This is a genomic window from Micromonospora sp. NPDC002575 (genome assembly GCF_042889525.1).
GTDB lineage: Bacteria > Actinomycetota > Actinomycetes > Mycobacteriales > Micromonosporaceae > Micromonospora > Micromonospora carbonacea.
On sequence record NZ_JBIARA010000005.1, the window covers coordinates 127,444 to 150,373 of the forward strand.

General features: G+C 74.1%; 20 protein-coding genes. 7 read left to right on the plus strand and 13 right to left on the minus strand.

Annotated elements, in window-relative coordinates; genetic code table 11:
- Window positions 1–35 precede the first annotated feature (35 nt).
- The 10 genes from ACFYWL_RS10360 to ACFYWL_RS10405 form a co-directional block, all read right to left on the minus strand.
- Window positions 36–806: a hypothetical protein gene (locus ACFYWL_RS10360; RefSeq protein WP_386970092.1), complete on the minus strand. Its 771-nt coding sequence runs from the start codon at window positions 804–806 to the stop codon at window positions 36–38.
- The gene (locus ACFYWL_RS10365; RefSeq protein WP_386970094.1) at window positions 803–1,252 is read right to left on the minus strand and encodes an NUDIX hydrolase; all 450 of its coding nucleotides are present in this window, start codon (window positions 1,250–1,252) and stop codon (window positions 803–805) included. Before ACFYWL_RS10365 ends, ACFYWL_RS10360 begins: the two co-directional genes overlap by 4 nt.
- 80 nt (window positions 1,253–1,332) lie before the next feature.
- Complete coding sequence (locus tag ACFYWL_RS10370) at window positions 1,333–3,348, minus strand: hypothetical protein (RefSeq protein ID WP_386970097.1); 2,016 nt, start codon at window positions 3,346–3,348, stop codon at window positions 1,333–1,335.
- Window positions 3,349–3,572: 224 nt separating this feature from the next.
- The gene (locus ACFYWL_RS10375; RefSeq protein WP_386970099.1) at window positions 3,573–4,610 is read right to left on the minus strand and encodes a glycoside hydrolase family 26 protein; all 1,038 of its coding nucleotides are present in this window, start codon (window positions 4,608–4,610) and stop codon (window positions 3,573–3,575) included.
- Between the two features lie 83 nt (window positions 4,611–4,693).
- Window positions 4,694–6,229 (minus strand): lipopolysaccharide biosynthesis protein, encoded by a 1,536-nt coding sequence (locus tag ACFYWL_RS10380; RefSeq protein WP_386970102.1) that lies wholly within the window; start codon window positions 6,227–6,229, stop codon window positions 4,694–4,696.
- The gene (locus ACFYWL_RS10385) at window positions 6,217–7,077 is read right to left on the minus strand and encodes a sulfotransferase domain-containing protein (protein ID WP_386970105.1); all 861 of its coding nucleotides are present in this window, start codon (window positions 7,075–7,077) and stop codon (window positions 6,217–6,219) included. Before ACFYWL_RS10385 ends, ACFYWL_RS10380 begins: the two co-directional genes overlap by 13 nt.
- Window positions 7,074–8,324 carry a hypothetical protein gene (locus ACFYWL_RS10390; protein ID WP_386970107.1) on the minus strand — a complete coding sequence of 417 codons (1,251 nt, stop codon included), beginning with the start codon at window positions 8,322–8,324 and terminating at the stop codon, window positions 7,074–7,076. Before ACFYWL_RS10390 ends, ACFYWL_RS10385 begins: the two co-directional genes overlap by 4 nt.
- Window positions 8,324–9,835 (minus strand): O-antigen ligase family protein, encoded by a 1,512-nt coding sequence (locus ACFYWL_RS10395; protein WP_386970110.1) that lies wholly within the window; start codon window positions 9,833–9,835, stop codon window positions 8,324–8,326. Before ACFYWL_RS10395 ends, ACFYWL_RS10390 begins: the two co-directional genes overlap by 1 nt.
- Entirely contained in the window at window positions 9,832–10,824 is a 993-nt protein-coding gene (locus ACFYWL_RS10400) for a DUF3048 domain-containing protein (RefSeq protein ID WP_386970112.1), read from the minus strand. Before ACFYWL_RS10400 ends, ACFYWL_RS10395 begins: the two co-directional genes overlap by 4 nt.
- On the minus strand, window positions 10,821–12,695 hold the full coding sequence (locus tag ACFYWL_RS10405) for a lipopolysaccharide biosynthesis protein (RefSeq protein ID WP_386970115.1): 1,875 nt from the start codon (window positions 12,693–12,695) through the stop codon (window positions 10,821–10,823). The genes ACFYWL_RS10400 and ACFYWL_RS10405 overlap by 4 nt, the downstream gene beginning before the upstream one ends.
- Window positions 12,696–12,897: 202 nt before the next feature.
- Between ACFYWL_RS10405 and ACFYWL_RS10410 the strand changes: the two genes are divergently transcribed.
- Window positions 12,898–13,833 (plus strand): hypothetical protein, encoded by a 936-nt coding sequence (locus ACFYWL_RS10410; protein ID WP_386970118.1) that lies wholly within the window; start codon window positions 12,898–12,900, stop codon window positions 13,831–13,833.
- A gap of 53 nt (window positions 13,834–13,886) precedes the next feature.
- Here the strand turns inward: ACFYWL_RS10410 and ACFYWL_RS10415 are convergent, their stop codons facing one another.
- On the minus strand, window positions 13,887–14,870 hold the full coding sequence (locus ACFYWL_RS10415) for a sulfotransferase family protein (RefSeq protein ID WP_386970120.1): 984 nt from the start codon (window positions 14,868–14,870) through the stop codon (window positions 13,887–13,889).
- Window positions 14,871–15,119: 249 nt separating this feature from the next.
- On the opposite strand from ACFYWL_RS10415, the gene ACFYWL_RS10420 reads away from it, so the two are divergent.
- Genes ACFYWL_RS10420 through ACFYWL_RS10435 form a run of 4 tightly spaced genes read left to right on the plus strand, consistent with a single transcriptional unit; the run spans window position 15,120 to window position 18,053 of the window.
- On the plus strand, window positions 15,120–15,560 hold the full coding sequence (locus ACFYWL_RS10420) for a UDP-N-acetylglucosamine--LPS N-acetylglucosamine transferase (RefSeq protein ID WP_386970550.1): 441 nt from the start codon (window positions 15,120–15,122) through the stop codon (window positions 15,558–15,560).
- 56 nt (window positions 15,561–15,616) lie between these two features.
- On the plus strand, window positions 15,617–16,153 hold the full coding sequence (locus tag ACFYWL_RS10425) for a glycosyltransferase (protein WP_386970552.1): 537 nt from the start codon (window positions 15,617–15,619) through the stop codon (window positions 16,151–16,153).
- Window positions 16,141–17,106, plus strand: coding sequence for a sulfotransferase family protein (locus tag ACFYWL_RS10430; protein WP_386970122.1), 966 nt, complete (start codon window positions 16,141–16,143; stop codon window positions 17,104–17,106). The genes ACFYWL_RS10425 and ACFYWL_RS10430 overlap by 13 nt, the downstream gene beginning before the upstream one ends.
- On the plus strand, window positions 17,103–18,053 hold the full coding sequence (locus tag ACFYWL_RS10435) for a glycosyltransferase family 2 protein (RefSeq protein ID WP_386970125.1): 951 nt from the start codon (window positions 17,103–17,105) through the stop codon (window positions 18,051–18,053). The genes ACFYWL_RS10430 and ACFYWL_RS10435 overlap by 4 nt, the downstream gene beginning before the upstream one ends.
- 6 nt (window positions 18,054–18,059) lie before the next feature.
- Here the strand turns inward: ACFYWL_RS10435 and ACFYWL_RS10440 are convergent, their stop codons facing one another.
- Both ACFYWL_RS10440 and ACFYWL_RS10445 read right to left on the minus strand, forming a co-directional pair.
- On the minus strand, window positions 18,060–19,205 hold the full coding sequence (locus ACFYWL_RS10440; protein WP_386970127.1) for a hypothetical protein: 1,146 nt from the start codon (window positions 19,203–19,205) through the stop codon (window positions 18,060–18,062).
- Between the two features lie 37 nt (window positions 19,206–19,242).
- Entirely contained in the window at window positions 19,243–20,073 is an 831-nt protein-coding gene (locus tag ACFYWL_RS10445) for a 3'(2'),5'-bisphosphate nucleotidase CysQ (RefSeq protein ID WP_386970130.1), read from the minus strand.
- A gap of 232 nt (window positions 20,074–20,305) precedes the next feature.
- On the opposite strand from ACFYWL_RS10445, the gene ACFYWL_RS10450 reads away from it, so the two are divergent.
- Window positions 20,306–21,400 carry a PLP-dependent aminotransferase family protein gene (locus ACFYWL_RS10450; protein ID WP_386970132.1) on the plus strand — a complete coding sequence of 365 codons (1,095 nt, stop codon included), beginning with the start codon at window positions 20,306–20,308 and terminating at the stop codon, window positions 21,398–21,400.
- A 346-nt stretch (window positions 21,401–21,746) separates the two neighbouring features.
- A complete protein-coding gene (corA, locus tag ACFYWL_RS10455; RefSeq protein ID WP_386970135.1) occupies window positions 21,747–22,895 on the plus strand; it encodes a magnesium/cobalt transporter CorA in 1,149 nt (382 codons plus the stop codon).
- Window positions 22,896–22,930: the final 35 nt, after the last annotated feature.

The following is a 22,930-nucleotide window of genomic DNA, read 5'->3' on the forward strand; positions in this document are numbered from 1 at the left end:
GTCCGCCCCGGCGGCACCACCACCGACCCCCGGCGTCAGCCCGGCAGGGCGGCCAGGTCCGCCAGCATCGTCAGCCGCTCCTCGGCGGTCAGCGCCGCGTACGGGCCGGCCGCCCGGCGGTCCGTCTCCAGCTCGATGGCCAGCCGCTCCGGGCCCGCCGGCAGCTCGCTGACGCTCAGCGCGGTGTGCCCCGCCGCCGTCCACGCCGCCGCGTGGGCGTCGGCCCGGTGGTAGCGCAGCGTGCCCAGCCGGTTGAGCAGCAGCACGCCCGGGGCGGTGCCGTCCGGCTCGTACGGCGGCGCGGTCACCGCGAACGCGTCGCCCAGCACGTCGGTCTCCTCCTCGGCGCTGACCAGCGCGTGCGCCAGCAGCCGGCCGAGGACGTCGACCAGCCGGAGGATCCGCTCGTCGTGCCCCGCCCACAGTTCCTCGGTCACCTCGGCGTGCACCTGGAACAGCTCGGCCAGGAAGGCGAGGCCACGCTCGGTGGCGCAGAGGCAGCCGTCGGGGCGGCGGTGCAGCATCCCGTACGCCACCTGCTTGTCCAGCGCCCGCTGGCAGGAGGCCGGGTCCCGGTAGCGGGTGACCGCGGCGAAGCCCGCCGGGTCGACCGTCCCGCCCGGCGCGGCCAGCCGGGTGCGGAACTCGACGAGGAAGCCGGTCGCCGCCGGCCCGCCGTACCGCTGGCTCAGCTCCGCGCCGCCCCCGTCCCGCCCGGCGAGGATGCCGGCGGCGAAGACCCGGTCGACGGCCGGGGCGACCAGCCCGGCGAACCGGTGCGGCGGAAGCTCGACGTCGTCGCTCACAGACCGATCGAGCGCAGCGCCGCGAAGCCGTCCTCGGCGATCCGCCGGATCAGCCCGTCGTTGACGTCGCGGTGCTCGTCCAGCACGGCCAGGTCCCGCTCGGTCAGCCAGCGGAACTCGGTGTGCTTGCCCTCCTCCAGCCGGGGGCGGCTCAGGTCGCCGTCGACCCGGACGAGGAAGTCGCTCTCGATGCGGGCCAGGCCGTCGTTGCCGGTCCACCGGTATTCGCCGACCACGCCGAGGAGGTGCGACACCGTCCAGCCGGTCTCCTCGGTGACCTCCCGGCGCAGCGCGTCCTCGATCTCCTCACCCGGCTCCAGGTGGCCGCCGACGATGTCCCAGGTGTCGGGAAAGAGGACCCGCTGCGGGGACCGGCGCTGGAAGAAGAGGCGGCCGTCGTCGTCGACGATCAGCGCGCCGGCGCAGCGGAGAGGCTCGGTGGGCACGTCACGACAGTAGCGAGCCGGGGCCGTCAGGGCGATGCCCCGTACGGCCCCGGCTCGTCACCGCTGGCGTCGTGCCCGGGTCACGGCCCGACGAAGACCGCCTTCGCCCGCCAGTCGACCCCGTTGACGAGGCGGTTGCTGCGCACCGTCCAGCTCCCCGACGGCGCGCCGTTGACCCAGCTCGCCGACGACAGGTTGCCGGAGGCGCGGCTGACCAGGTAGATCCGGTCACCGGAGACGAAGACCCCGCCGGAGTCGGCGAAGCCGGTCGTGGCCGCGGTGAACTTGTCCGCCCCGACGGTGCCGCTGTCCGGGTTGAACCAGCGCCAGTACAGGCCGCTCTGCCCGGTGAGCGTGTAGTAGAGCCGGCCCTTGGTGTAGAACATGCCGGTCACGTTGGCGATCTCCGGGTAGAAGCTCACCGTGCTGCCGGCGTACGTCTGGCCCTCCGGCCCGGAGCCGGTCACCACCTTGTCCCACAGCGCGTCGTGGTACGGGTCGACCTTCGTCGGGGCGCCGAAGGTGTCGCCGTTGAACGTGCGCCGCCACAGCGCGCCGCTCATCCCGTAGAACAGGGTGCCGCCGACCCAGAAGGCGCTCTTCGCCGCCGACCAGGCGGTGGCGTCGGGGTTGGCGACGGTCGTGGCCGCGCCGATCGCGCTCGTCCCGTCGTACGACCGGCTCTGCACCGCGTTGACCGAGCCGCTGCTGAACCCGGCCAGGTAGACCTTGCCCGGCAGGGCGGCGGTGGCGGTGGAGTGCGGGGCGGCCCCGCCGCTGAGCGGGAAGAACGCGATCCGCCCCCGGCGGTACTGGAAGTTGCCGATGTACTCCTGGTCGGAGCCCAGCCAGATGCCCTCCGAGGTGACCAGCAGCTTCGCCACGCCGTAGCCGCGCGGGTGCCGGCCCGGGTTCCACGACAGCGGCAGGCCGCTGAGCGGGTCGAGCGCGGCGATGCTGGGCCGGGCCACCGCGCCCGCGTACGCCGAGTTGGTGGCGGAGGTGTTGTTGAGCCAGCGGAAGTGCCCGCCGACGTAGATCGCCTTCTCGGTGATGCCCACGGAGAGGAACGTGTCGCCGCCGCTGTAGTTGACCCAGGTCGGCTGGACCGACGTGCCGGTGGACGACGTCTCCCACCGCGACACGGCGTCGCAGAGCGTCCCCGCGTACGACCCGCCGGTGTTGACGATGACGAAGTAGCTGCCGTCGGGGGAGAAGCTCACGTCCCGCACGTACGAGTCGAACGACTTGTAGGAGCAGCGCGGCTCGAACCGGTTGGTGTTCCACGACGACACGGTCGCGGCGGACGCGCCCAGGCTGATCCGGACCACCTGGTCGTGCAGCGCCCCGTTGGCCTTCTTGAAGTTGCCGATCACCACGAGCTGGGTGCCGTCGGGCGAGACGGCCATCTTCTCGGGCCCGATGCCGGCGCTCGCGCCGCTGACCCCGTCGTAGTTGTGGTGCTCGGTCAGCGAGGTGGTGAGGTAGTCGTCCACCACGCCGGTGACGGCGTCGAGCGAGGCGAGGCCGTTGCGCGGCTTCGTGGCGGCGGTGGTGAAGATGCCGCCGACGAGCAGCCGGCTGCCGACCTTGACGACGTCGTTGACCAGGCCGTTGAAGGCCAGGTTGGGGAAGCTGGTGACCACGCTGCCGTCGGCGAGGTTGAGCAGGGCCAGCTTGCGCCGGCTGGTGCCGTTGACGGTGTTGAACTTGCCGGCGAGGTAGACGGTGCCGGCGGTCGGGCCGGCGAGGATGTCGTAGACCTCGTTGTCGACCACCGGGGCGAACGCGGTGTCCACCTGGCCGGTGGCCTTGTCGAAGGCCAGCACGTAGCTGCGGGCGATCGTGACGTCCGAGTTGCGGTTCTGCGCCTGCGTGAACGAGCCGCCGACGATGACCTTGCTGCCGGCGTCGTGGATGGCGAAGACGGTGCCGTCCACGATGTTCGGGGTGAGGGCGGAGGGGACCGCGCCGACCACGGTGGAATGGTCGGGCGCCGCGGGGGCCGGGCCGGCGACGAGGACGCCGGAAACGGCCAGGGCGGCGGCGGTCAGGACCGCGAGGGGTCGGCGACCAAGCGCCGGGAAACGGACCACGGGCAACTCCGGGTGAACAGCGGAGATCGATGTGAGGTGCCTCCGTGCGAGCGGGCGGACCCGTTCGGCGACCGCCGGTCGGTCAGGCGTCGACCGGGGGACGGAAAGGCTCGGTGACACGATCGCGCACAAAACGCCCCGCGTCTACCCCGTGGGACGTGTTGTGCCCGACCACCTGGCCGCAGCCGCCGGTGCAGCCGGGCCGGACGGACGAAAAGACGAGGTCACTGGGCACGCGGGCCGTGCGCCGGGGTCGGTGGCGGCGGCGCGGAGAACCACGGGTCGGCCGTCAGTTCCCGGAACGCGGCCAGGCCGTCCGGGTCGTCGTTGAAGGTGCTGTCGTACGCGGGCTTGGTCTGCTTCGCCGCGAAGTAGACGACCGCCTTGATCTGCGGGTGCCGCTTGACGTACGCGCCGGCCTCGCGCAGCCACGCGCCGCGCTGCCCCGGCGAGCCCGGGTAGGTCACGCCGAACTCGCCGATCACCACCGGCCGCGGGTGCTGGGCGGCGAACGCCATGAACTTGTCCATCTGCGGGGCGAAGCCCTCGAACCCCTTGCCCGGGTAGACGTCCGTGCAGAGCCAGTCGACCTGGTCGTCGCCCGGGTAGTACGCGGCGGCGTCACGGGAGGAGTCGACGAACCCCTGCACGTGCGGGCACCAGACGAAGCCGGCGTTGGTCGCGCCGACCTCGGTGAAGATGCCCCGGATGCGCTTCCAGGCCGCCACGTAGTCCTCCGGCGAGTGGATGCTCTGCCGCAGGTTGGGCCGGTCCATCTCCCACCGCCAGCGCAGCAGCAGCGGCACCCCGAACTGCTTGATCTTCTCGGCCCGCTGCCGGATGAGCTGGTCGTACACGCCATCGCGGATGGACCGGGTGTCGGCGCCCGACCAGGAGATCATCTGGAGCTTCCCGGCGGCCTGGAATGCCTGCTCGGTGGGGCCGGGGAAGTCGTCCTCCCACTCGTGGAACATGTGCGCCAGGGTCACGTTGCCCTGGGTCTGTGCGGCGAACGCGTTCAACGCCTCCACCCGCCCCTCCGGCGTCTGCCAGTCCGGCTTCACCCACGCGCCCAGCCACGCGCCCTTCTCGGGCAGCTCCGGGCCCCGGCCGGTGGTGGCCAGGTCGCCCGCTGCGCGGGGGGACACCGTCGGCGCGGCGTCGGACGGGGGCGGCACGAAGTCCGGGGCCGGCTCGGAGCAGGCCGTCACGGCCAGCGCCGAGGCGAGCAGGAGCGCCGCCGCCCTGTGGAACCGCTTCATCGTGTGCCGCACCTTCCCCGTGCCGGTGCCGCCGGTAGACCCGGCGGCGGGAGTTGCTTGTTGGTGGGAGACCCGGGCGGGCCTCAGCGCCGGCGGCCCCGGCGCAGGGCCCGCAACGCGTCGAGCTGGAGCACCCGGCGCAGCCGCCACGCACCGGCGAGGTACCCGGCGGTGCCGAGCACCGCGAGCACCGCGAGGGTGACCGGCCCGGCGTCGAGCAGCGCGCGGGCGATCAGCGCCGGCACGCCGAAGCAGGCCACCGCGAGGCCGGCGGCGGCGAGCGTGCCCCGGCCGAACGGGTGCAGCCGGTACGCGTGGTGCAGCTGCGCCAGCGGCACCAGGTTGGTGATCAGGATGGACGCCGACCAGGCGACCGCCGCCCCCATGATGCCGAAGCGCGGGATGAGCAGCACGTTCAGCACCACGTTGACCAGGGTGCCGGCCAGCGCGTTGTAGAACGTCCACGACGTGCGCCCGGCCATGTTGAGCACCGTGTCGACCATGCCGCAGCCGGTGGCCACCAGCATCGTCAGGGCCAGGAACACGGTCACCCGCGCCCCGGCGGAGTAGCCCTCGCCGAACAGGTGCAGCATCGGCTCGGCGAACACCGCGAACAGCAGGTACGCCGGCCAGGCCAGCAGCACCAGCCAGCCCGTGGCGGCCTGGTAGAGCCGGCCCGCCGCGTCCCGGTCGTCGCGCACCAGGTGCTCGGCCAGCCGGTGCTGCACGGCGGTGGACAGGGCCTGCCCGGAGAGCTGCCCGAGGGCGAGGAACCGGGTGGCCGCCGTGTAGAGCGCCGCCTCGGAGAGCCCGCGCAGCGCGCCCAGCAGCACGATGTCGAGCCGCTGCACCGCCATCTGGGCCAGCCCGCTCAGCGCCCGGGGCCCGCTGTAGCGCCAGTAGGGGGCGAACTCCTCGCGCAGCGACACCGCCGGGGCCTGCGCGCCCCGCTCCGCGCGCCGCACCAGCCGGGCCAGCCACACCGTGCCGACCAGCGCCGCCGGGAGGTAGGGCGCGACCCAGGCCAGCGGCAGGGCCGTCGTCGCCGACAGGCCGAGGACGGCGGCGAGCCCCACCCCGGCCACCTGCAACCCCGGGCGGCCGAGGCGCTCGATCAGCAGCAGCGGGCGCATCTTGCCGAAGCCCCGGCAGGCGGCCAGGACGAAGTCGCACAGCGCGGCCACCGGCACGAAGACCAGCAGCACCCGCAGCGCACGCACCGCGCCGGGCACCGGCTCGTCGAACGTCAGCGCCACGATCCGGGGGGCCACCCACCAGCCGGCCACCGCGATCAACGTGCCGACCACCAGCACCGGCAGCAGGCCCACCAGCACCGACGCGCGCAGCCGCTCCGGCTGGCCCAGGGTGCGGTAGCGGCTGATGAAGTAGACCGAGCCGACGCCGGTGCCCAGCCGCGCCGCCGCGTACGCGATCATGAAAGCGCTGGTGGCGGCGAAGAACAGGCCCGCGTCCGACATGGACCAGCCGCGGGTGACGACGATGTTCAGGCCGAAGCCGGCGACCGCCGCGACCGCCACCCCGAGCAGGTTCGCGACCCCGTGCCGGGCCGCGCCGCCCAGCTCGCCGCCGGCCGACCGGGCCGGGGCTACCGTCGCCACGACGGCACGCGTCCCCACCAGGCGCTCAACCGCTCGTCGTACGGGGCGAAGTGCTCCTCCAGGCGGGCCCGCAGCGCCGGATCCATCGGCGAGCGGGACCGCGCGTTGTGCTTGCCGAACGAGATGTCCGCCCAGTGCGGCAGGCCGAGGAAGTCGCACACCGCGTCGAACGCCGGCCGGGGCTCGGCGAAGAAGTCGTCCGCGTCGATCACGTGCAGCCTGTCCCGCCCGAAGATCGACTCAAGGCGTTCGAGCTGCTCCACGTACTGGCCCCGGGTCAGGTACGCGTTGTGCTGGAAGTGGTGGCTGTGCGCCGTCGGGTCGGCGAGCAGCCGCTCCCGCTCCCCGGCGATCCGCTCCTGCTCCAGCTCCAGGGCCCGCTCGAAGCCCTCCGTCTCGAAGCCACGCGCCGCCTCGTGGGTGTGCGCCGAGTAGGCCCGCTCCACCGGGTCGCGCAGCAGCACCAGCAGCCGCACGCCCGGCAGGTCCTTCGCGATCCGCTCCCCCGCGAGGGGGTGGAACATGTAGTACGGGCTCGACTCGCCGGTCACCCCGCGCACCCCGACCTGCTCGCGGACCGATTCGGCCCGGCGCACCGTCGGGAAGTGCCCGAGATACCAGTCCATCCCCCGGTCGTAGCCGGTGTCGAAGTAGTGCACGCCCTTGTGGTAGACCGCCGGTAGCACCGCCGGATGCTGCGACAGGGTCTTGAACAGCGAGGTCGTGCCGCAGCGCTGGGCACCCACGATCAGGAAGTCGGGGGCGAGCCGCGACCCGGCGGTCCACCGGCCGTACGTCCGGCTCACCGACCGCACCGCGCGCCGCGCCTGTGCCTTGACCAGCGTCACTTCGCCACTCCTCCCGCACCCGGCCGCCCGGCCAGGTGTTCCTCCACCGCCGGCAGCAGCCAGGCGTCCACGTGTCCCAGCCGGGCCCCCGCCTCGGCCTGCCGGTCGCGCAGGTAGCGCGCCGCCAGCTCGACCAGGTAGAGCACCGCCACCAGGTCGGCCACCCCGGCGGGCTGACCGAAGGGGGTCAGCTCGTCGGCCGCCCCGGCGATGAGCCGCCCCGCCGCCGCCCGGGGCTCCACCCCGGCCCGGGTGATCGCCGTCTGCACCCGCCGGTGCAGGGCGTCGAACCCCAGCGGCACGTCGTCGGCGAACCGCTCCCAGTCCCACACCAGTACCCGGCCGTTGGCCAGGGCCGCGCTGTTGCCGCCGTTCCAGTCGCCGTGCCAGGCCCCCAGGCCCAGCACCGGGTCGACGCGGCGCACCTCGGCCAGCACCGCGCGCAGCCGCGCCGCCTCCGGCCGGTCCCCCAGCGCCGCCACCTCGGCTTCGAGCCGCCGGGCGTGGGCGCTGCCCGCGTACGGGCGGTGCTCCACGCCGACGCAGCGGCTCACCGCGACCATCGCGGCCCGTTCCGCCTCGGCGGCCGGCGCGGGCGCGGCCCGGGGCAGCCCCACCGGCAGGGCGCTCTGCACCAGCAGCGCGTGCCCGCCCCAGGCGCCGTGGTGCAGCGCCTCGGCCACCTGCACGCCGGGCAGCTCCAGCGTGGCGAGCCGGGCCAGCGCCGCCGCCTCCGCCTCGACCAGGGCCCGGGTGAGCGGGTCGACGCCGAGCTTCGCGTACCCGATCGGGACGCCGGCGGCGTCGAGGAGCTGGACCACCGGCTTGCGGTTGGCCCGCGCCGGCCCGATGTGGATGCTCAGCAGCGCCGGGCGGCCCAGCACGGCGGCCAGGTGCGCGTCGAGCGCGCCGCCGCCGGAGCCGCCCGCGTTGCCGCCGGGGTCGACGACCAGCCGGTCCCGGAACGCCAGCCGGCCCAGCCCGGTGCGGAACGCGGTGGCCAGCACCGCGCGGCGCAGCCGGGCCTTCGGGCTCTGCGCCTCCGTGGAGTGCCGCACCGCGCCGGCCGCCGCCCGCCGGGAGCCGGCCGGCACCAGCAGCCGGGGCCGCGCGGCCGAGGGCACCACCGCGAACCCGGCCCGGCCGCCGCGCCGCAGCGCCGGTCGGGCCGGCGCCGGCCAGACCAGACCGGCCAGCTCCGGCAGGTACGCGCCGCGCGCGTCGGCGTCGGGGGGAGGGGTGAGCATCAGCGGGACCGCCGTTCGGGCCGGGCACCCGGCGCGGCCGGCGCGGACGCGGCCTCGACGGCGGCGAGCCGGGCCTCGCGGCGCTCGGCGCGCAGGTGCAGGTCGTTGCGGGCGAGCAGGGCCACGGTGATCAGCCCGTACGCCAGGGTGGTGTTCAGCGAGCCGTAGAGGAACTGGAAGAACAGCATCAATATCAGCACCAGGCTGCCGGCGATGCCGATCGGGGTGTTGTCGTGCCGGAACCGCCACAGGCACCACAGGAAGAACGCGCTGTAGCAGAACGCGCCCACCCAGCCCTGGCCGGTCAGCAGGTTCCACACCTGCCCGTTGCTGCCCAGCTCCCGGTTGCCGCACTGCTTGCACTCGGCCGACTTGCCGATCGCGATCGACCGGTTGCTGCCGATCAGGGCGCGGTTGCCCCCGTAGCCGAGCACCGGGGAATGGTTGGCCGCCTCGACCGCGCCGCTGGACAGGGTGGCCCGGATGTCGTCGCTGTGGCCGTTGGCCATCCGCTCGTTGAGCAGGTCGCCCAGCGGGGACGCCAGCACCGCCACGCCCATCAGCCCGGTCGCCAGCGCCAACCCGACCAGCACCACGACCCGGCCGCGCAGCGCCAGCCGCACCGCGACGTACACCGCGCCGATCACCAGCCCGATCCACAGCCCCCGGTTGAGCGAATAGACGATCGGGAAGACGGCGGCGACGGCCACCAGGTAGCCGGTGAGCCGGCGCGGCCCCCGGCCGAGGACCACCCAGCCGACGATGAACCAGATCAGCAGGATCGCCATGTTCTCGCCCCAGGTGTTGGTGTATTCGAAGGGGGCGGCCGGGCGGGGCGAACTGGCTTCCCCGGCGAGCACCTCCTGCACCTGGGCGACCTCGACGTGCATCAGCCGGTTGACGAACGGTTCCTTGGCGATGGAGGCGGGCAGGATGTAGTTGAGCGGCGCGACGAACTTGAGCTGCGGGAACAGCGCGCCGACGTACCCGCCGACCACGGTGACCACGGCCATGAAGCCGAACAGCTTCACCATCCGGCCCCGGGGCAGCTCCCGCTCGCTGAGGTTGAGGACGTAGAGCATCGTCACCGTCAGGGCGGTGTAGTTCATCACCCGGATGCCCCAGCCGATGTATCGACCGGAGCCGCTCGGGGGAAGCGTGTTGGGCGCGGTGATGCCGAGCATCAGCCCCGAGAGCACCACCCAGGCCAGCAGGATCAGCCAGATCCCGAAGCCCGGCGGCACCTTCACGTTGCCGCGCCGGTAGAGCTGGAACGCCATCGGGACGGCGAGGATGGCGAAGATGAACGAGGGCAGGCCCAGCGCCCACCACACCGGGTAGAGCACGAAGAGCGCGGTCACCGGCCAGCCGACGGGCAGCCGCAGCGACCAGCGCCGGGCCGGCGCCTCCGGCGGGTGCTGCGCGGGGTGCTGGGGCGGGCCGGCCGGATGCCCTCCCGCCGGTGCCGGCTCCGGTCCCGGTGCCGGCCGGAGCGGGGCGGCCATGGTCATGTCACGCTGACCTTGGCGGTCTTCGGGGCGTAGACCACCCAGGCCGGGCCGGGCTGCGGCCGGACCTGGAAGCCGCCCTCGTCGGTGACGTTGCAGACCAGCTTCTGCCCCGGCTTGCGCCACTGCGCGACGGCGCTGGACGGGCCGGAGACCACGAGCGCCGCCCCGGAGCCGTAGACGTTCGCCCCGGGCAGCGAGCGGGGGCTGGGCTTGCGCACGGTGAGCGTGCGGTATTCCATCGTGAGCACCACCACCGAGGCGACGCTCACCGTGACCTTGCCGATCCTGCCCCGCCACGACGAGCTGGCCGCGTCGTACGTCCAGGTCTGCGTGGGGTGCCCGGGGGCGGCGATGGTCAGCTTACCGGCCGGCTTGACGCCCTGGCTGGCCAACGGCGCGCCCGGGGTGGCGTGGTCGAGGACGGGGGTCGGCGCGGCTCCGCCCTTCGGCGCCGCCGCCCGCAGCGCGGCGGTCGACGCCTGACCCGACGGGAACGCCGCCTCGCGCTGCGCCGGGGTGACGCCCTTCAGCTCGGCGGCGGCGAACTGGTTGAGGAAGCCGGTCGGCCCGCCCGCGTAGCCGACGAACGGATGCAGCACGCCGACGGTGCGGACGTCCACGGGGCGGATCTCCGCGACCGGGCCCACCTTCGCGGCGTCCCGGGACTGGTAGACCGCCGTCAGGTGCAGGCTCTCCGACTCGGCGAACTCCTGGTAGACCACGTCGGCCTCGGCCAGCCCGACGGGGCTCGTGCCGGGCGTCACCCGCACCGGGACCACCACCGCCTGGCGGCCCGCCACCTCCTCGGCGACCGGCTTGCCGGACAGCGGCGCGGTCGGCAGGCTCGGGGTCGGGGTGGGCCGGGGGGCCGGTGAGCCAGGGTCGACCACGTTGGTGGCCCCGGGCGGCTGCTCCTCGGCGCAGCCCGCGCCGAACGTGGCGACCAGCGCCACCGCGAGCGTGTTGCCCAGGGCGCGCCGGCGGTTCACTCCCTGTCCTCGACCGGGTCGAGGGCCATCGAGTATCGGCCCGGGTCGACGCCGTCGGAGTCCCGCGACGAGCGGTAGACGGTGGACTTGCCCGGGGGCTTCGGCTGCGTCGTCGGCCGGGACGGCGCGACCGGCTGCGGCGGGGCGGGCGGCGGGGCCTGCACCGCCGGGGCGGGGGGCGTCGGCCTGGCGGGCCCCTGCGGCCCGGTCGGGCGGGCGTCCCGGCTGCCGGCGGTGGGCCGGCCGTCCCGGGCATCGGCCGAGGGGCGGGCGTTCCGGGCGCTGGCGGCGGGGCGGGGAAGGATCATCGTGGACTCGATGTTGGGCGGGCCGGCCTGCGGCGGCACCGTCGGGCTGGGCCGCGGGCGGGGCGACGGCGGACCGTCGCGCCGGGCCGCCGGGGCGGCGGCCGGGGCCGGGACCCGCTCGGCCAGCCGGGGGGCCAGCACCGCGCCGAGCACCGGCGCGTCGACCTGCTCGAACTGGTGCATCGCGGCGGTGATCTCGCTGCTGCGGGTCTGCCCGCCCTCGATCACCAGGATCACCCCGTCGACGTGCCGGGCCAGCGCCTGCGCCTCCACCGCCGCCGTCGGCTGGGCCGTCTCGATCAGCACGTGGTCGAAGCGGGCGGCCAGCTCGCCCAGGACCTCCAGCATCATGGCGACCGGCAGCTCCACCTCGGTGTCGAGGGCGCCGGGGAACAGCACCCGCAGCTGGCCGAGGCCGGGGGCCGGGGTCAGCGCGGTCAGCGCCGACACGTCGCGGCGCAGCACGTCGGCGAGGGTGTGCCGGGGCTTGATCCCGCCCAGCATCGTGGGCAGCGGGGAGTCCCGCTTGGTCGTCACCACCGCCACCTGCGCGCCGGTGCGGGCGTACGCGGCGGCGAGGTTGCCGACCACGAAGCCGGCCGCCGGGCCGGGCGAGGTGTCGGTGAGCAGCAGCTGGCGGCCCCGCCCGGGCTGCGGCTCGGGCATGGTCGACAGCAGCACGTTGCGCAGCCGGCCCAGCTCCCGGGAGACCTCGTGGCCCGCCGGCAGGATGGTCAGCCCGGCCTGGCCGGTCGGCAGCTCCAGCAGCATCGGCAGGCCGAGCCGGTCGGCGACGTCCCGGCCGCGCCGGACGCGCGTGTCGAGCCGGTCCAGCACCAGGGCGACCACGATGCCGAAGAGCAGACCCGCGCCGAGGCCGCTGGCCAGGTTGAGGGTCGTGTTCGGGGAGCTGGGCTTCCGGGGCAGCGGCGCGTCGGAGATGATCTCGCCGGGGTCGAGGGCGGTGCTGAGCAGCGGGCTCAGCCGACTGTTGAGGCTGGCGAGCTGGTTGGTCAACACGTTGCGGTCGGCCTCGGCCCGGGCCCGTTCCACCGAGTTCGGCGGCGCGGCGGCGATCTTGCCGGCGACGGCGGCGAGCTGCTTGTTGGTCTCGGTGATCTGCTGCTTGAGCGCGGTGGTCTCGTTCTCCAGGGATCGGGTGGCCGTGGCCAGCCGCAGGTCGAGGTATGCCTGGGCGAAGGAGTGCGAGCCCGCCTGCGCCGCCTCGGGGCTGGCCGCCTCGAACGCGATCTGGAGCACCTGGCTGTTCGGCGGCACCGTCACCGACAGTGACCGGACCATCTCGTCGGCGGGGAGGTCGGTCTTCAGCAGGGCCTGGGCCCGCTCGGCGACCACCAGGGAGCGGACGACCTGCGCCTCGGTGTCGAGGTTGACCTTGGCGCCAGGGTTGGCGTCCGGGCCGACCTGGCGGACCAGCAGCGACGTGGTCGACACGTAGGTGCGGGTCTGCACCTGGCTGACCAGCATGCCGGCGCCCGCGCCGAGCAGCGCGGCCACCACGAGGATCCACCACCGGCGGCGTAGCCACTCGAGGTAGGTCATCAGGGTGGGGCCGTCTGAGTCGCGCAGATCGGCGTGGTGAGACGAGGGCATCGGGGTGTGTCGCTCCCTTTGGACCGGACCGGCCAGTCGTCCGTGGCGGGCGACGCCACGGCGGAAACCTGAGTCTCCCTGATCCGGGCGGTCAGGGGAAGCCGACGAAGCGTCGCTTCTCAGCAACGACGTCGCAGGGGAGGATAGGCGGGTGCGGTTTTGCTACCACATCCAGAGCCACCGGTCGCCCGAGCAGCTGAACCGGCTGGTGCACGCGGTGAAGAAATACAGTCCCGACAGCATCGTGCACGTCAGCCACGACGTGAACGGCGCCCCGCCGGACCTCGCCGAGCTGCGTTCGCTGACCGACGTCGTCGTGCAGATGCACGAGGGTGGATACGGTGACTTCAGTCATGTCGACCGCTACATGGCCGCCGTCGACTGGCTGAACGCCGAGGGTGTGCAGGTCGACTGGCTGGTGAACATCACCGGTCAGGACTACCCGCTCCGGCCGCTCGGCGAGTGCGAGGCGGAGCTGGTCGACTCGGGCGCCGACGGGTTCATGGAATACTGGGACGCCCTCGGGCCGGAGAGCCACTGGCCGCGCAGCCGCGTCCACTCCCGCTACCACTTCCAGCACCGCCGGCTGCTGCCGCTCAGCCCCCGGGGCAAGAAGCTGCTCCGCCCGCTCCAGGCGGTCAACCGGGTGCAGCCGCTGGTGCGGGTGCACGTGTCGTACGGGCTGGCCGTCGGCCGCCGGGCCCGCACCCCGTTCGGCCCCGACCTGCGGCTGCACGGCGGCTCGGCGTTCTCCTCGCTGAGCTGGCCCGTGGTGGCCTACCTGCGGGACTACTTCGACCGGCGACCGGACGTGGTCGAATACTTCCGACACTGCCTCTCCCCGGTCGAGGCGGTCTTCCAGACGATCGTGTGCAGCGCCGACCGGTTCGACCTGGTGCCGGACTGCAAGCGCTACTTCGACTTCCGCAACAGCACGTTCAACCACCCCAAGTCGCTGACCGCCGAGGACCTGCCCCGCGCGCTGGCCAGCGGGGCTCACTTCGCCCGCAAGTTCGACTACGAGCGGGCCCCGGAGCTGCTCGACACCCTCGACGCCCACCTGGCCGCCGCCGTGGCGGCGGCGTAAGGAAGGGCCCCCTGTTAACGCTTTCGGTATAGGAAGGGCCCCCTCCTAACACCTCAGCGGTAGCCGTAGCGGCGGCGCAGCGGCCAGGTCATCGCCCCGACCAGGCGGCGGGGCCCCGGGGCGTACTCGCGACGCCACTTCTCGTCCAGCGCCAGCGTGATCGGGCCGCTGCGCATCCGGATCCGGCCGCCGGCCACCGCGTGCGATCCGGCCTGCTCGAACTCGTTGTCGCGGAGGAACTCCAGCGGGTCGACGACGCCGGTCGCGTCGGCGGTCAACGCCGCGATCCGGCCCAGTTCCCCGCGCGGATCGCGGACCAGGTCCTCGTACCGGACGGTGACCCGGGGCACGCCCCGGCGACCGAGCGCGGCGACCATCGCGTTGACGGTGACCCAGCGCCGGGCGGTCAGCCGTGCCGACCGCTGGTTCATCCGGCCCTTGGTCGAGGTGCCCTCGGGCAGCTCCACCACCTGGCTCCACGAGTACGCGACCCCGCGCGGGTCGCGCAGCACGTGCACCAGCCGCAGGTCGACCTGCGGGGCGCGGGCCAGGATGTACGCCAGCGAGGGGCGCTTGGTCGAGTCGACCACCACCCGCGCCCCGGACACCTCGGCCACCGCCCGGTAGAGCGGGGTCAGCAACTCGGTGTAGCGGTCCAGGTCCCGCCGGAAGGCGGTGGACATCCCCGGGTTGACGATCAGCGGGATCTTTGCGGTGGCGTCGACCCGGCCCTGCAGCGCGCGTACGTCGGCCACGTCGATCTCCGACCACCCGCCGTACGCCCGGCGGCCCACCTCGCCCCAGAACGGGCACGCGTCGAAGTGCTCCCCGCAGGCGCACCGGAAGTTGCGTTCGACGCCGGACTGCCACAGGTAGAACAGCTCGCCGACGTCGCAGTGCCCGACGAACTGGCCGAGCATCAGGTCGAGCAGCGTGGAGCCGCTGCGCGGCATGCCGCAGACGTAGAGGACGGTGACCGGCTCGGGGGTCACCCCGCTGCCGACACCCTGTGCTGCCTCGGCCGTCTGGTCGGTCATTCGCGATCCCCTCGCCCCGGTGCTGTCAGCGGGCAGTCTAGGTGCGGGACGGCGGAGCCCGGCATTGGCGAAAGGTCCTGCTGGCAACCATCCGACAGGCCGGATGATGGTGAACGCCACTTATGTTTCTGTTCCGGAGGCCGCTACATTGTGGCGGCGTCGCGCCGCCCGGTCGACCGCCCCCGGTGGGCGCGTCCCGGGGCGCGGTGGGCCCTCGGGAGGCGGGTGGACGTGGAGTCTGGTGAAGTGATGCTCGTCGGTTCCAGCGGCGGGCACCTCGCCCAACTGGTGGCGCTCGCGCCGTGGTACCGCGACCGGGCCCGCTCCTGGGTGACCTTCGACACCCCGGACGCCCGTTCGCTGCTCGACGGTGAGGACGTCGTCTGGGCGCACCACCCGACCACCCGCAACCTGAGGAACCTGGCCCGAAACCTCTGGCTCGCCGTGCGGGTGTTCCGGGGGCGGGACGTCGCCGCGGTGGTCACCACCGGCGCCGGGGTCGCCCTGCCGTTCGTGGTCGTGGCCCGGCTGCGCGGCATCCCCACGGTCTACATCGAGGTGTACGACCGCATCGACACCCCGACGCTGTCGGCCCGGCTGTGCCGGCCGTTCCTCTCCGCGATGCTCGTGCAGTGGGAGGAGCAGCGCCGGCTCTATCCGAAGGCGACCGTGGTGGGAAACCTGCTGTGAGCCTGCCGATCCCGCGCCAGCGCGGCAACTCCCCGGCCCCCCGCACGATCCTCGCCATGGTCGGCACCGACGTGCACCGCTTCGACCGGCTGGTCGACTGGCTGGAACGCTGGCACGCCGGCCGGGACGCCGCCGCGCCGGAGGTCCGCCTCGTCGTGCAGCACGGGCGCAGCCGCGCGCCCCGGCTGCCGGGCGCCGCGCCGTTCCTGGCCCACGACGAGCTCCAGCGGGCGATGACCGAGGCGGACCTGGTGGTCTGCCACGGCGGGCCGGCCACCATCACCGAGGCCCGCCGGCACGGGCACCTGCCGATCGTGGTGCCCCGGGACCCGACCCGCGACGAGCACGTCGACAACCACCAGCAGCTCTTCGCCCGCCGGCTCGGCGCGGCGGGGATGGTCAAGCTGGTCGAGGCCGAGGTCGACCTGGTCGAAGCGCTCGACAAGGGCGTGGCGGACCCGCTGACGTACGCCCTCGCGGCCGACCCGGACCGGCCCGACCCCCGGGTCGCCGCCGCCACGGCGGTGGGCCGGATCGTCGAGGACCTGGTCCGCGCCAGCCGGGCGTCGGGGCGGCGCAGGTGGTGGCGGTGAGCGCCCGCGTGCTCTTCGTCGGCGGGCTGGGACGCAGCGGCTCCACCCTGCTGGAGCTGATCCTCGCCCAGCACCCCGACGTCTGCGCCGTCGGCGAGGTGGTGCACCTGTGGGAGCGGGCGCTCGGCGGCGACGAACGGTGCGGCTGCGGCGAACGCTTCACCGCCTGCGACTTCTGGCAGCGCGTCGGCGAGCACGCCTTCGACGGTTGGTCGACGGTCGACCGCGCCGAGGTGCTGGCCCTCAAGGACGCCGTGGACCGCACCCGGCACATCCCCCGGCTGGCCCGCGCCGAGCTGCCCACCGCGCAACTCGACGAGGTGCGCCGCTACGCCGACCTCTACACCCGCATCTACGCCGCCGCGATGGCGGTGACCGGCGCGCGGCTGGTGGTGGACTCCAGCAAGCACGCGTCCACGGCGTTCGCGCTGCGCTGGGCCGACGACCTCGACCTGCGGGTGCTGCACCTGGTGCGGGACAGCCGGGCGGTGGCCTACTCGTGGGCGAAGCAGGTGCGCCGGCCCGAGGTGGTGGACGCCGAGGCGTACATGCCGACCTTCTCGCCGTTCACGGTCAGCAAGCTGTGGACGGCGCAGAACGCCGCGTTCCACCTGCTGGCCACCCGCGCGCCGGTGGTCCGGCTGCGCTACGAGGACTTCACCGCCGACCCGCGCGGCACGGTCGCCCGGCTGCGCCGCTTCGCCGGCCTGCCCGACGACCCCGCCGCGCTGCGGGTGCTGGACCCGTCGCCCGCGCCGCTGCGTCGGGCGCACAGCATCGCCGGCAACCCGCTGCGGTTCAACGCCGGCCCGCTGCGGGTCCGGCAGGACGACGCCTGGCGCACGGCCCTGCCGTCGCGCAGCCGGGTGGTGGTGAGCGCCGCGACGCTGCCCCTGCGTCTGCGGTACGGATACGTCGGCCTCGGCCGCCCGGGTTCCACGGAGGCACCATGACCGAGCCGGTGAACGACGCGGACGCGGTGCGCGAGCAGGCCGGCGCATACCCGTCGGTGACCGCCGTGGTCCCCACCCGGGACCGTCCGGAGCTGCTGCGCAGGGCCCTCGACGCGATCCTCGGCCAGGACTACCCGGGCCGGGTCGACGTGGTGGTCGTCTACGACCAGTCCGAGCCGGACCGGTCGCTGGCCGACGACCCCCGGGTCACCGTGCTGGTCAACCAGCGCACCCCCGGCCTGGCCGGCAACCGCAACACGGGCATCCTGGCGGCCACCGGCGACCTGGTGGCGTTCTGCGACGACGACGACGAGTGGCTGCCCGGCAAGCTCGCCGCGCAGGTCGCGGCGCTCGCCGCCGCCGGCGACGGCGCGTTCGTGAGCTGCGGCATCCGGGTCGACTACGACGGCCGCCAGGTCGACCGGGTGCTGCCCGTCGACCGGGTGCCGCTGGCCGCCCTGCTGCGCGACCGGCACACCGAGCTGCACCCGTCGACCTTCCTCATCCGCCGGGACGCGCTGCTCGACGGCATCGGGCTCGTCGACGAGGAGATCCCGGGCAGCTACGCGGAGGACTACGAGTTCCTGCTCCGGGCCGCCCGGCACGCCCCGCTGGTCAACCTGGCGCAGCCGTACGTGACGGTGCGCTGGCACAAGCGGTCGTACTTCGCCCAGCGCTGGGAGACCATCGCCGTGGCGTTGCAGTGGCTGCTCGGCCGCTATCCGGAGTTCGCCACCGTGCCGGCCGGCGAGGCCCGGGTCAGCGGGCAGATCGCGTTCGCCCAGGCCGCGCTGGGCAACCGGGGCGAGGCCGTGCGCTGGGCGCGGCGCACGCTGTCGCGCAACCCCCGGGAGCCGCGCGCGTACCTGGCCCTGGCCGTGGCCAGCCGGGCCGTCGACCCCGACCGCGTCCTGCGTACGCTGCACAAGCGCGGCCGGGGGATCTGAGCCTCGTCAGGAGGCGGCGCACCAGGCCCGCCACGCCTCGCGGCTCGGCGCGTCGGTGAGCCGGAAGTCGCCGCCGGCCACCTCGTAGTCGTAGTACGCCACCCACAGCGGGCGCTGCGCGTCGAGGTAGCGGCTCATCGACCGGATCCACGCGGCCCGGCCGGCGCCGCTGCTGTCCCCGGCGATGCGGACGCTGCCGGTCTCGGCGAGCCCCCACGGCTTGCCCAGCGCCTTCGACTTGTTGATCATCGGGGTGAAGACCTGCGCGGGGTCGGTGTAGCGGTCGTACTTCCCGCCGCTGTTGTAGCAGTCCCAGCCGAGCACGTCGATCGCGTCGCCGCCCGGCCAGTAGTCGTCGAAGCTGCGCCGCGAGTTCGGGTTGAGCGTCCAGCACATCAGGATGAGCGTGGACCGCAGCCGGGCGTTGCCGGCCCGGTCGGCGAGGCCCGCGAGGCGCTTCCACGCGGACCGGTACTGGGCGGCGGTGTACGAGCCGCGCTCGATGTCGTCCTCCGGCTCGTGGAAGTAGGACCAGTAGACGTCGAGGTCCCGGGGCACGGAGCGGAACCAGGCGGCCAGCCGCGAGTCGTGCCTGCCGGCGGCCACCTCACCGGGCGGGGCCTTGAACGAGACGACCACCGTCCGGTCGGCGACGTCGGCGCGGCTGCCCGACCAGGACGGCGGCAGCCCCGGGTAGAAGACCCGGACCATGCGCAGCGGGCCGTAGCTGCGGTCGGACCGGGCCAGCCCGGCGGCGAAGCTCTCCCCGTCCTTGAGGTGGATGCTCGCCCCGGGCAGCGTGTTCCGGTTGCCCGGGACGACGCCGGAGGTGCCCCCGCCGCTGACGCTCGGGCTCGGCGAGCCCGACTTCGGGCCCGCGCCGAAGCCCTCGTTGCCGCCCGGGGTGGGGCGGCTGCCGGGGGCGGCCGGGCCGAGGCCGGCCTTGCCGCCGGTGGCGTCGGTGACCGTCGGGCCCGGCCGGCCGGGCAGGTCCCCGTTGGTGGCGAGGGCGACCGTGGTGCCGAGCGCGAGCGCGCCGGCCGTCAGCGGCAGCAGCCACCACCGGCCGAGCAGCAGCCGCCGGCGACGGGGCGGGTCGGGCTCGGGCGGGGCGGGCGCGAGGGTGGGCGCGGCGGCGGGGCCGGTGCTCATGACCCTCCTCGGATCGGCGGTGCCGGAGCGGGCGTCGTCAACGGTAGCGGTCGATGGCCGCGAGCAGGGATCCCGCGTGCTCCGGCCGGCACACCAACAGGTCCGGAAGTCGCGGGTCGTCCCGGTTGTAGCGCAGCGGCGAGCCGTCGATCCGGGAGGCGTGCATCCCCGCGCCGAGGGCCACCGCGACCGGGGCCGCCGAGTCCCACTCGTACTGGCCCCCGGCGTGCACGTACGCGTCGACCTCGCCGGTCACCACCGCGCAGACCTTCACCCCGGCGGAGCCCATCGGCACCGCGCGGGCGTCGATGCCCTCGACCAGCTCGCTGACGAACGCGGGCGGACGGCTGCGGCTCACCGCGATCCGCAGCGGCCCGTCGACGGCCGGCGCGGCCGGGACCCGGTTGCCGAGCACCAGCGGCGTGCCGTCGGGGCCGGTCCGGGCCGGCATGCCGACCGCGCCCGCGACGAGCGCGCCGTCCGGGCCGGCCGACCGCTGCCACAGCGCCACGTGCACCGCCCAGTCGTCGCGGCCGGACTCGGAGAACTCGCGGGTGCCGTCCAGCGGGTCGATGATCCACACCCGGTCGGCGGCGAGCCGGGTCGGCCGGTCCCCGGCGGACGGGTCGTCGGCCCAGGCGCGCCGGCTGTCCGCCTGCTCCTCGGAGAGCACCGCGTCGGCCGGACGCCACCGGGCCAGGGCCGTCGACATCAGGTCGTGGGAGACCTTGTCACCGGCGTCCTTGAGCGCCTTCGGGTCGGCGAAGCCCTGCTCGGCGCGGAGCGCGGTCAGCGCCACGCCGGCCTCGCCGGCCAGCCACTCGGCGAACGCCTGGTCGTCGAGCCGACCCGTACCGTCCTCGGTCACGTGAACCTCACCACTCCTTCAGCGCCGCCGAACCGTCCTGTGCCGCCCGACCGGACGCCATCCTTCGGCGGTCGCGCGGTCGCGGCCAGACACCGGTCCGATAATCGACAACGAGTGTCGCGCACCTTCGGCGCTCACCGCTTCGGCCGTTCGCCGCCCGTGGACTGCCCGCATGTTGAACTTGGCGTGTATGCCGGTCGGAGCGCCCGGGCCAGGCCCTAGGCTCGTCCGCATGACCGCCGAGCAGCTGATCTCCTTCGCCCGTGGCGCTCCCTCGCTGGACATCGTCGATGTCGAGGGGCTCAAGGCCGCCGCCGTCCGCGCCTTCGACGCCGATCCCGCCGGGGTCACGGCGTACGGCACCTCCGTCGGGTACCCGCCCCTGCGGAAGTGGATCGCCGAGAAGCACGGCGTCGAGGCCGACCAGGTGTTGGTCACCAACGGCTCGCTCCAGGCCGACGCGTTCCTCTTCGACCACCTGGTCCGGCCCGGCGACGCGGTCGTGGTGGAGCGCCCCACGTACGACCGGACGCTGCTGAACCTCCAGCGGATGGGCGGCGAGATCCACGGCGTGACCGTCCAGCCCGACGGCCTGGACACCGCCGAGCTGCGCAAGCTGCTGGAGTCCGGGGTACGCCCCAAGCTCGCCCACGTCATCCCGAACTACCAGAACCCGGCGGGCGTCACGCTGTCGCTGGACAAGCGGCGGGAACTGCTCGACCTGGCGGCCGAGTTCGGCTTCACCCTCTTCGAGGACGACCCGTACGCCGACATCCGGTTCCGGGGCGAGCCGCTGCCCTCGATGCTGTCGATGGACACCCGGGGCGTGGTCGTGCACGCCTCCAGCTTCACCAAGACGGTCTGCCCCGGCGTGCGGGTCGGCTACCTGGTCGGGCCGGCGGACCTGATCGGCGACATCGCGAAGAAGGCCACCAGCCTCTACATCTCGCCGGGCATGGTGTCCGAGGCGATCGTGCACCAGTTCTGCGTCTCCGGCGACATCACCCGCTCGATCGAGAAGGTCAGCACCGCCCTCGGCGAGCGGGCCCGGGTGCTCGCCGAGTCGCTGCGCCGGCACATCCCCGAGGCGCGCTTCGTCGAGCCGGACGGCGGCTACTTCCTCTGGGTCGAGCTGCCCGAGGACGTGCTGGTCGACCGCCTCGCCCCGGCGGCGGCCGAGCGCGGCGTGGCGGTCGTCAAGGGCAGCGACTTCGTGCTCGACGGCGGGCAGCACGCGCTCCGGCTGGCCTTCTCGGCGGTCACGGCCGACCGGATCGACGAGGGCGTCCGTCGACTCGCCGAGGCGATGGCGGCCGTTCGGGGCTGAATGCCTGTCAGATTGGTCACAACAAGGTGGTGTGGGCCGGGTGGGGACTCCCGCCCGGCCGGTCCACGGCCCACAATGCTGCGAGCGCCGTTCACACCGGCCGGTCTGCCTGCCCCGACGCGGGTTCGGCGGCCCCGGCCGGCGGCGCGCGAGGCATCACCCCCGCCCCCAAGGGCGCCGGGTGGGCCGGGCCGCCCCTCACCCCCCTGATGCGACCCGGCCCACCCGGCGCCGCCCCGCCCCGACCGACGTCCGGCGGGCGGCGGCGGTCGGCCCGCCTCCGGCGGGCGTACCCTGCAACCCGCGGCGGCGTCGGCGGTCGCGGCAGCGCGGGGAGGGGGTCGCCATGTCGGACCGGACGGAGCGCAACGAGGCCACGTCACCCACGGGCGCGCGGGCGATCAAGCCCCGGGCCTGGGGCCCGGTGCGGGCGATGACCCGGATCCTGAACGCCGACGGCAGCCAGCGCAGCGCCGTGCCGCCCGGCGTCGGCACCGGCCGCAGCGCGGTCATGGACTCCGCCCTCTACGTCGACGGGCGGCGGCAGCCCGGCGACCGGCACTACGCGGAGGCGCTGGCCGCCGCCCGCCGCGAGCGCGGGTTCGTCTGGATCGGCCTGCACGAGCCGGAGTTGGCCGAGATGACGGCGATCGCCGCCACCTTCGGCCTGCACGAGCTGGCCGTCGAGGACGCGGTCAAGGCCCAGCAGCGGCCCAAGCTGGAACGCTTCGGCGAGGTCAGCTTCCTGGTGCTGCGCACCGCCCGCTACTGCGAGCACGACGAGCTGACCGAGAACTCCGAGGTCGTCGAGACCGGCCAGGTGATGCTCTTCATCGGCCCCAACTTCGTGATCAGCGTCCGGCACGGCGACGCCTGCCGGCTCGCCCCGGTCCGCGCCGACCTGGAGGCCAAGCACGACCTGCTGGCGCACGGCCCCTGGGCCGTCGCGTACGCGATCACCGACCGCGTGGTCGACCTCTACCTGGAGGTGGCCGACCAGCTCGAGGACGACCTGGACGTCCTGGAGGCCGACGTGTTCGACCGGCAGGGCAGCGGTCGGATCCAGCGGATCTACCAGATGAAGCGGGAGCTGGTCGAGTTCAAGCGGGCCGTCGTCCCGCTGCAACGCCCGCTGATGACCCTCACCGCGCAGGTCAGCCGGGAGATCCCGCAGGAGGTGCGGCGCTACTTCCGGGACGTGCAGGACCACCTCAGCCGCACCGTCGAACAGGTCAACTCCTACGACGACCTGCTCAACTCGATCCTCCAGGCCCGGCTGGCCCAGGTCACGGTCGACCAGAACAACGACATGCGCAAGATCGCGGCCTGGGCCGCCATCGCGGCGGTCTGGACCGCGATCGCCGGCATCTACGGCATGAACTTCGAGAACATGCCCGAGCTCAAGATGACGTACGGCTATCCGGTCGTGCTCGCCCTGATGCTCGCCATCTCGCTCGCGCTCTACCGCTGGTTCCGCCGCAACGGCTGGTTGTGACGGCTCCGCCGTCGCGGCTGGCTGCGACGGCATCG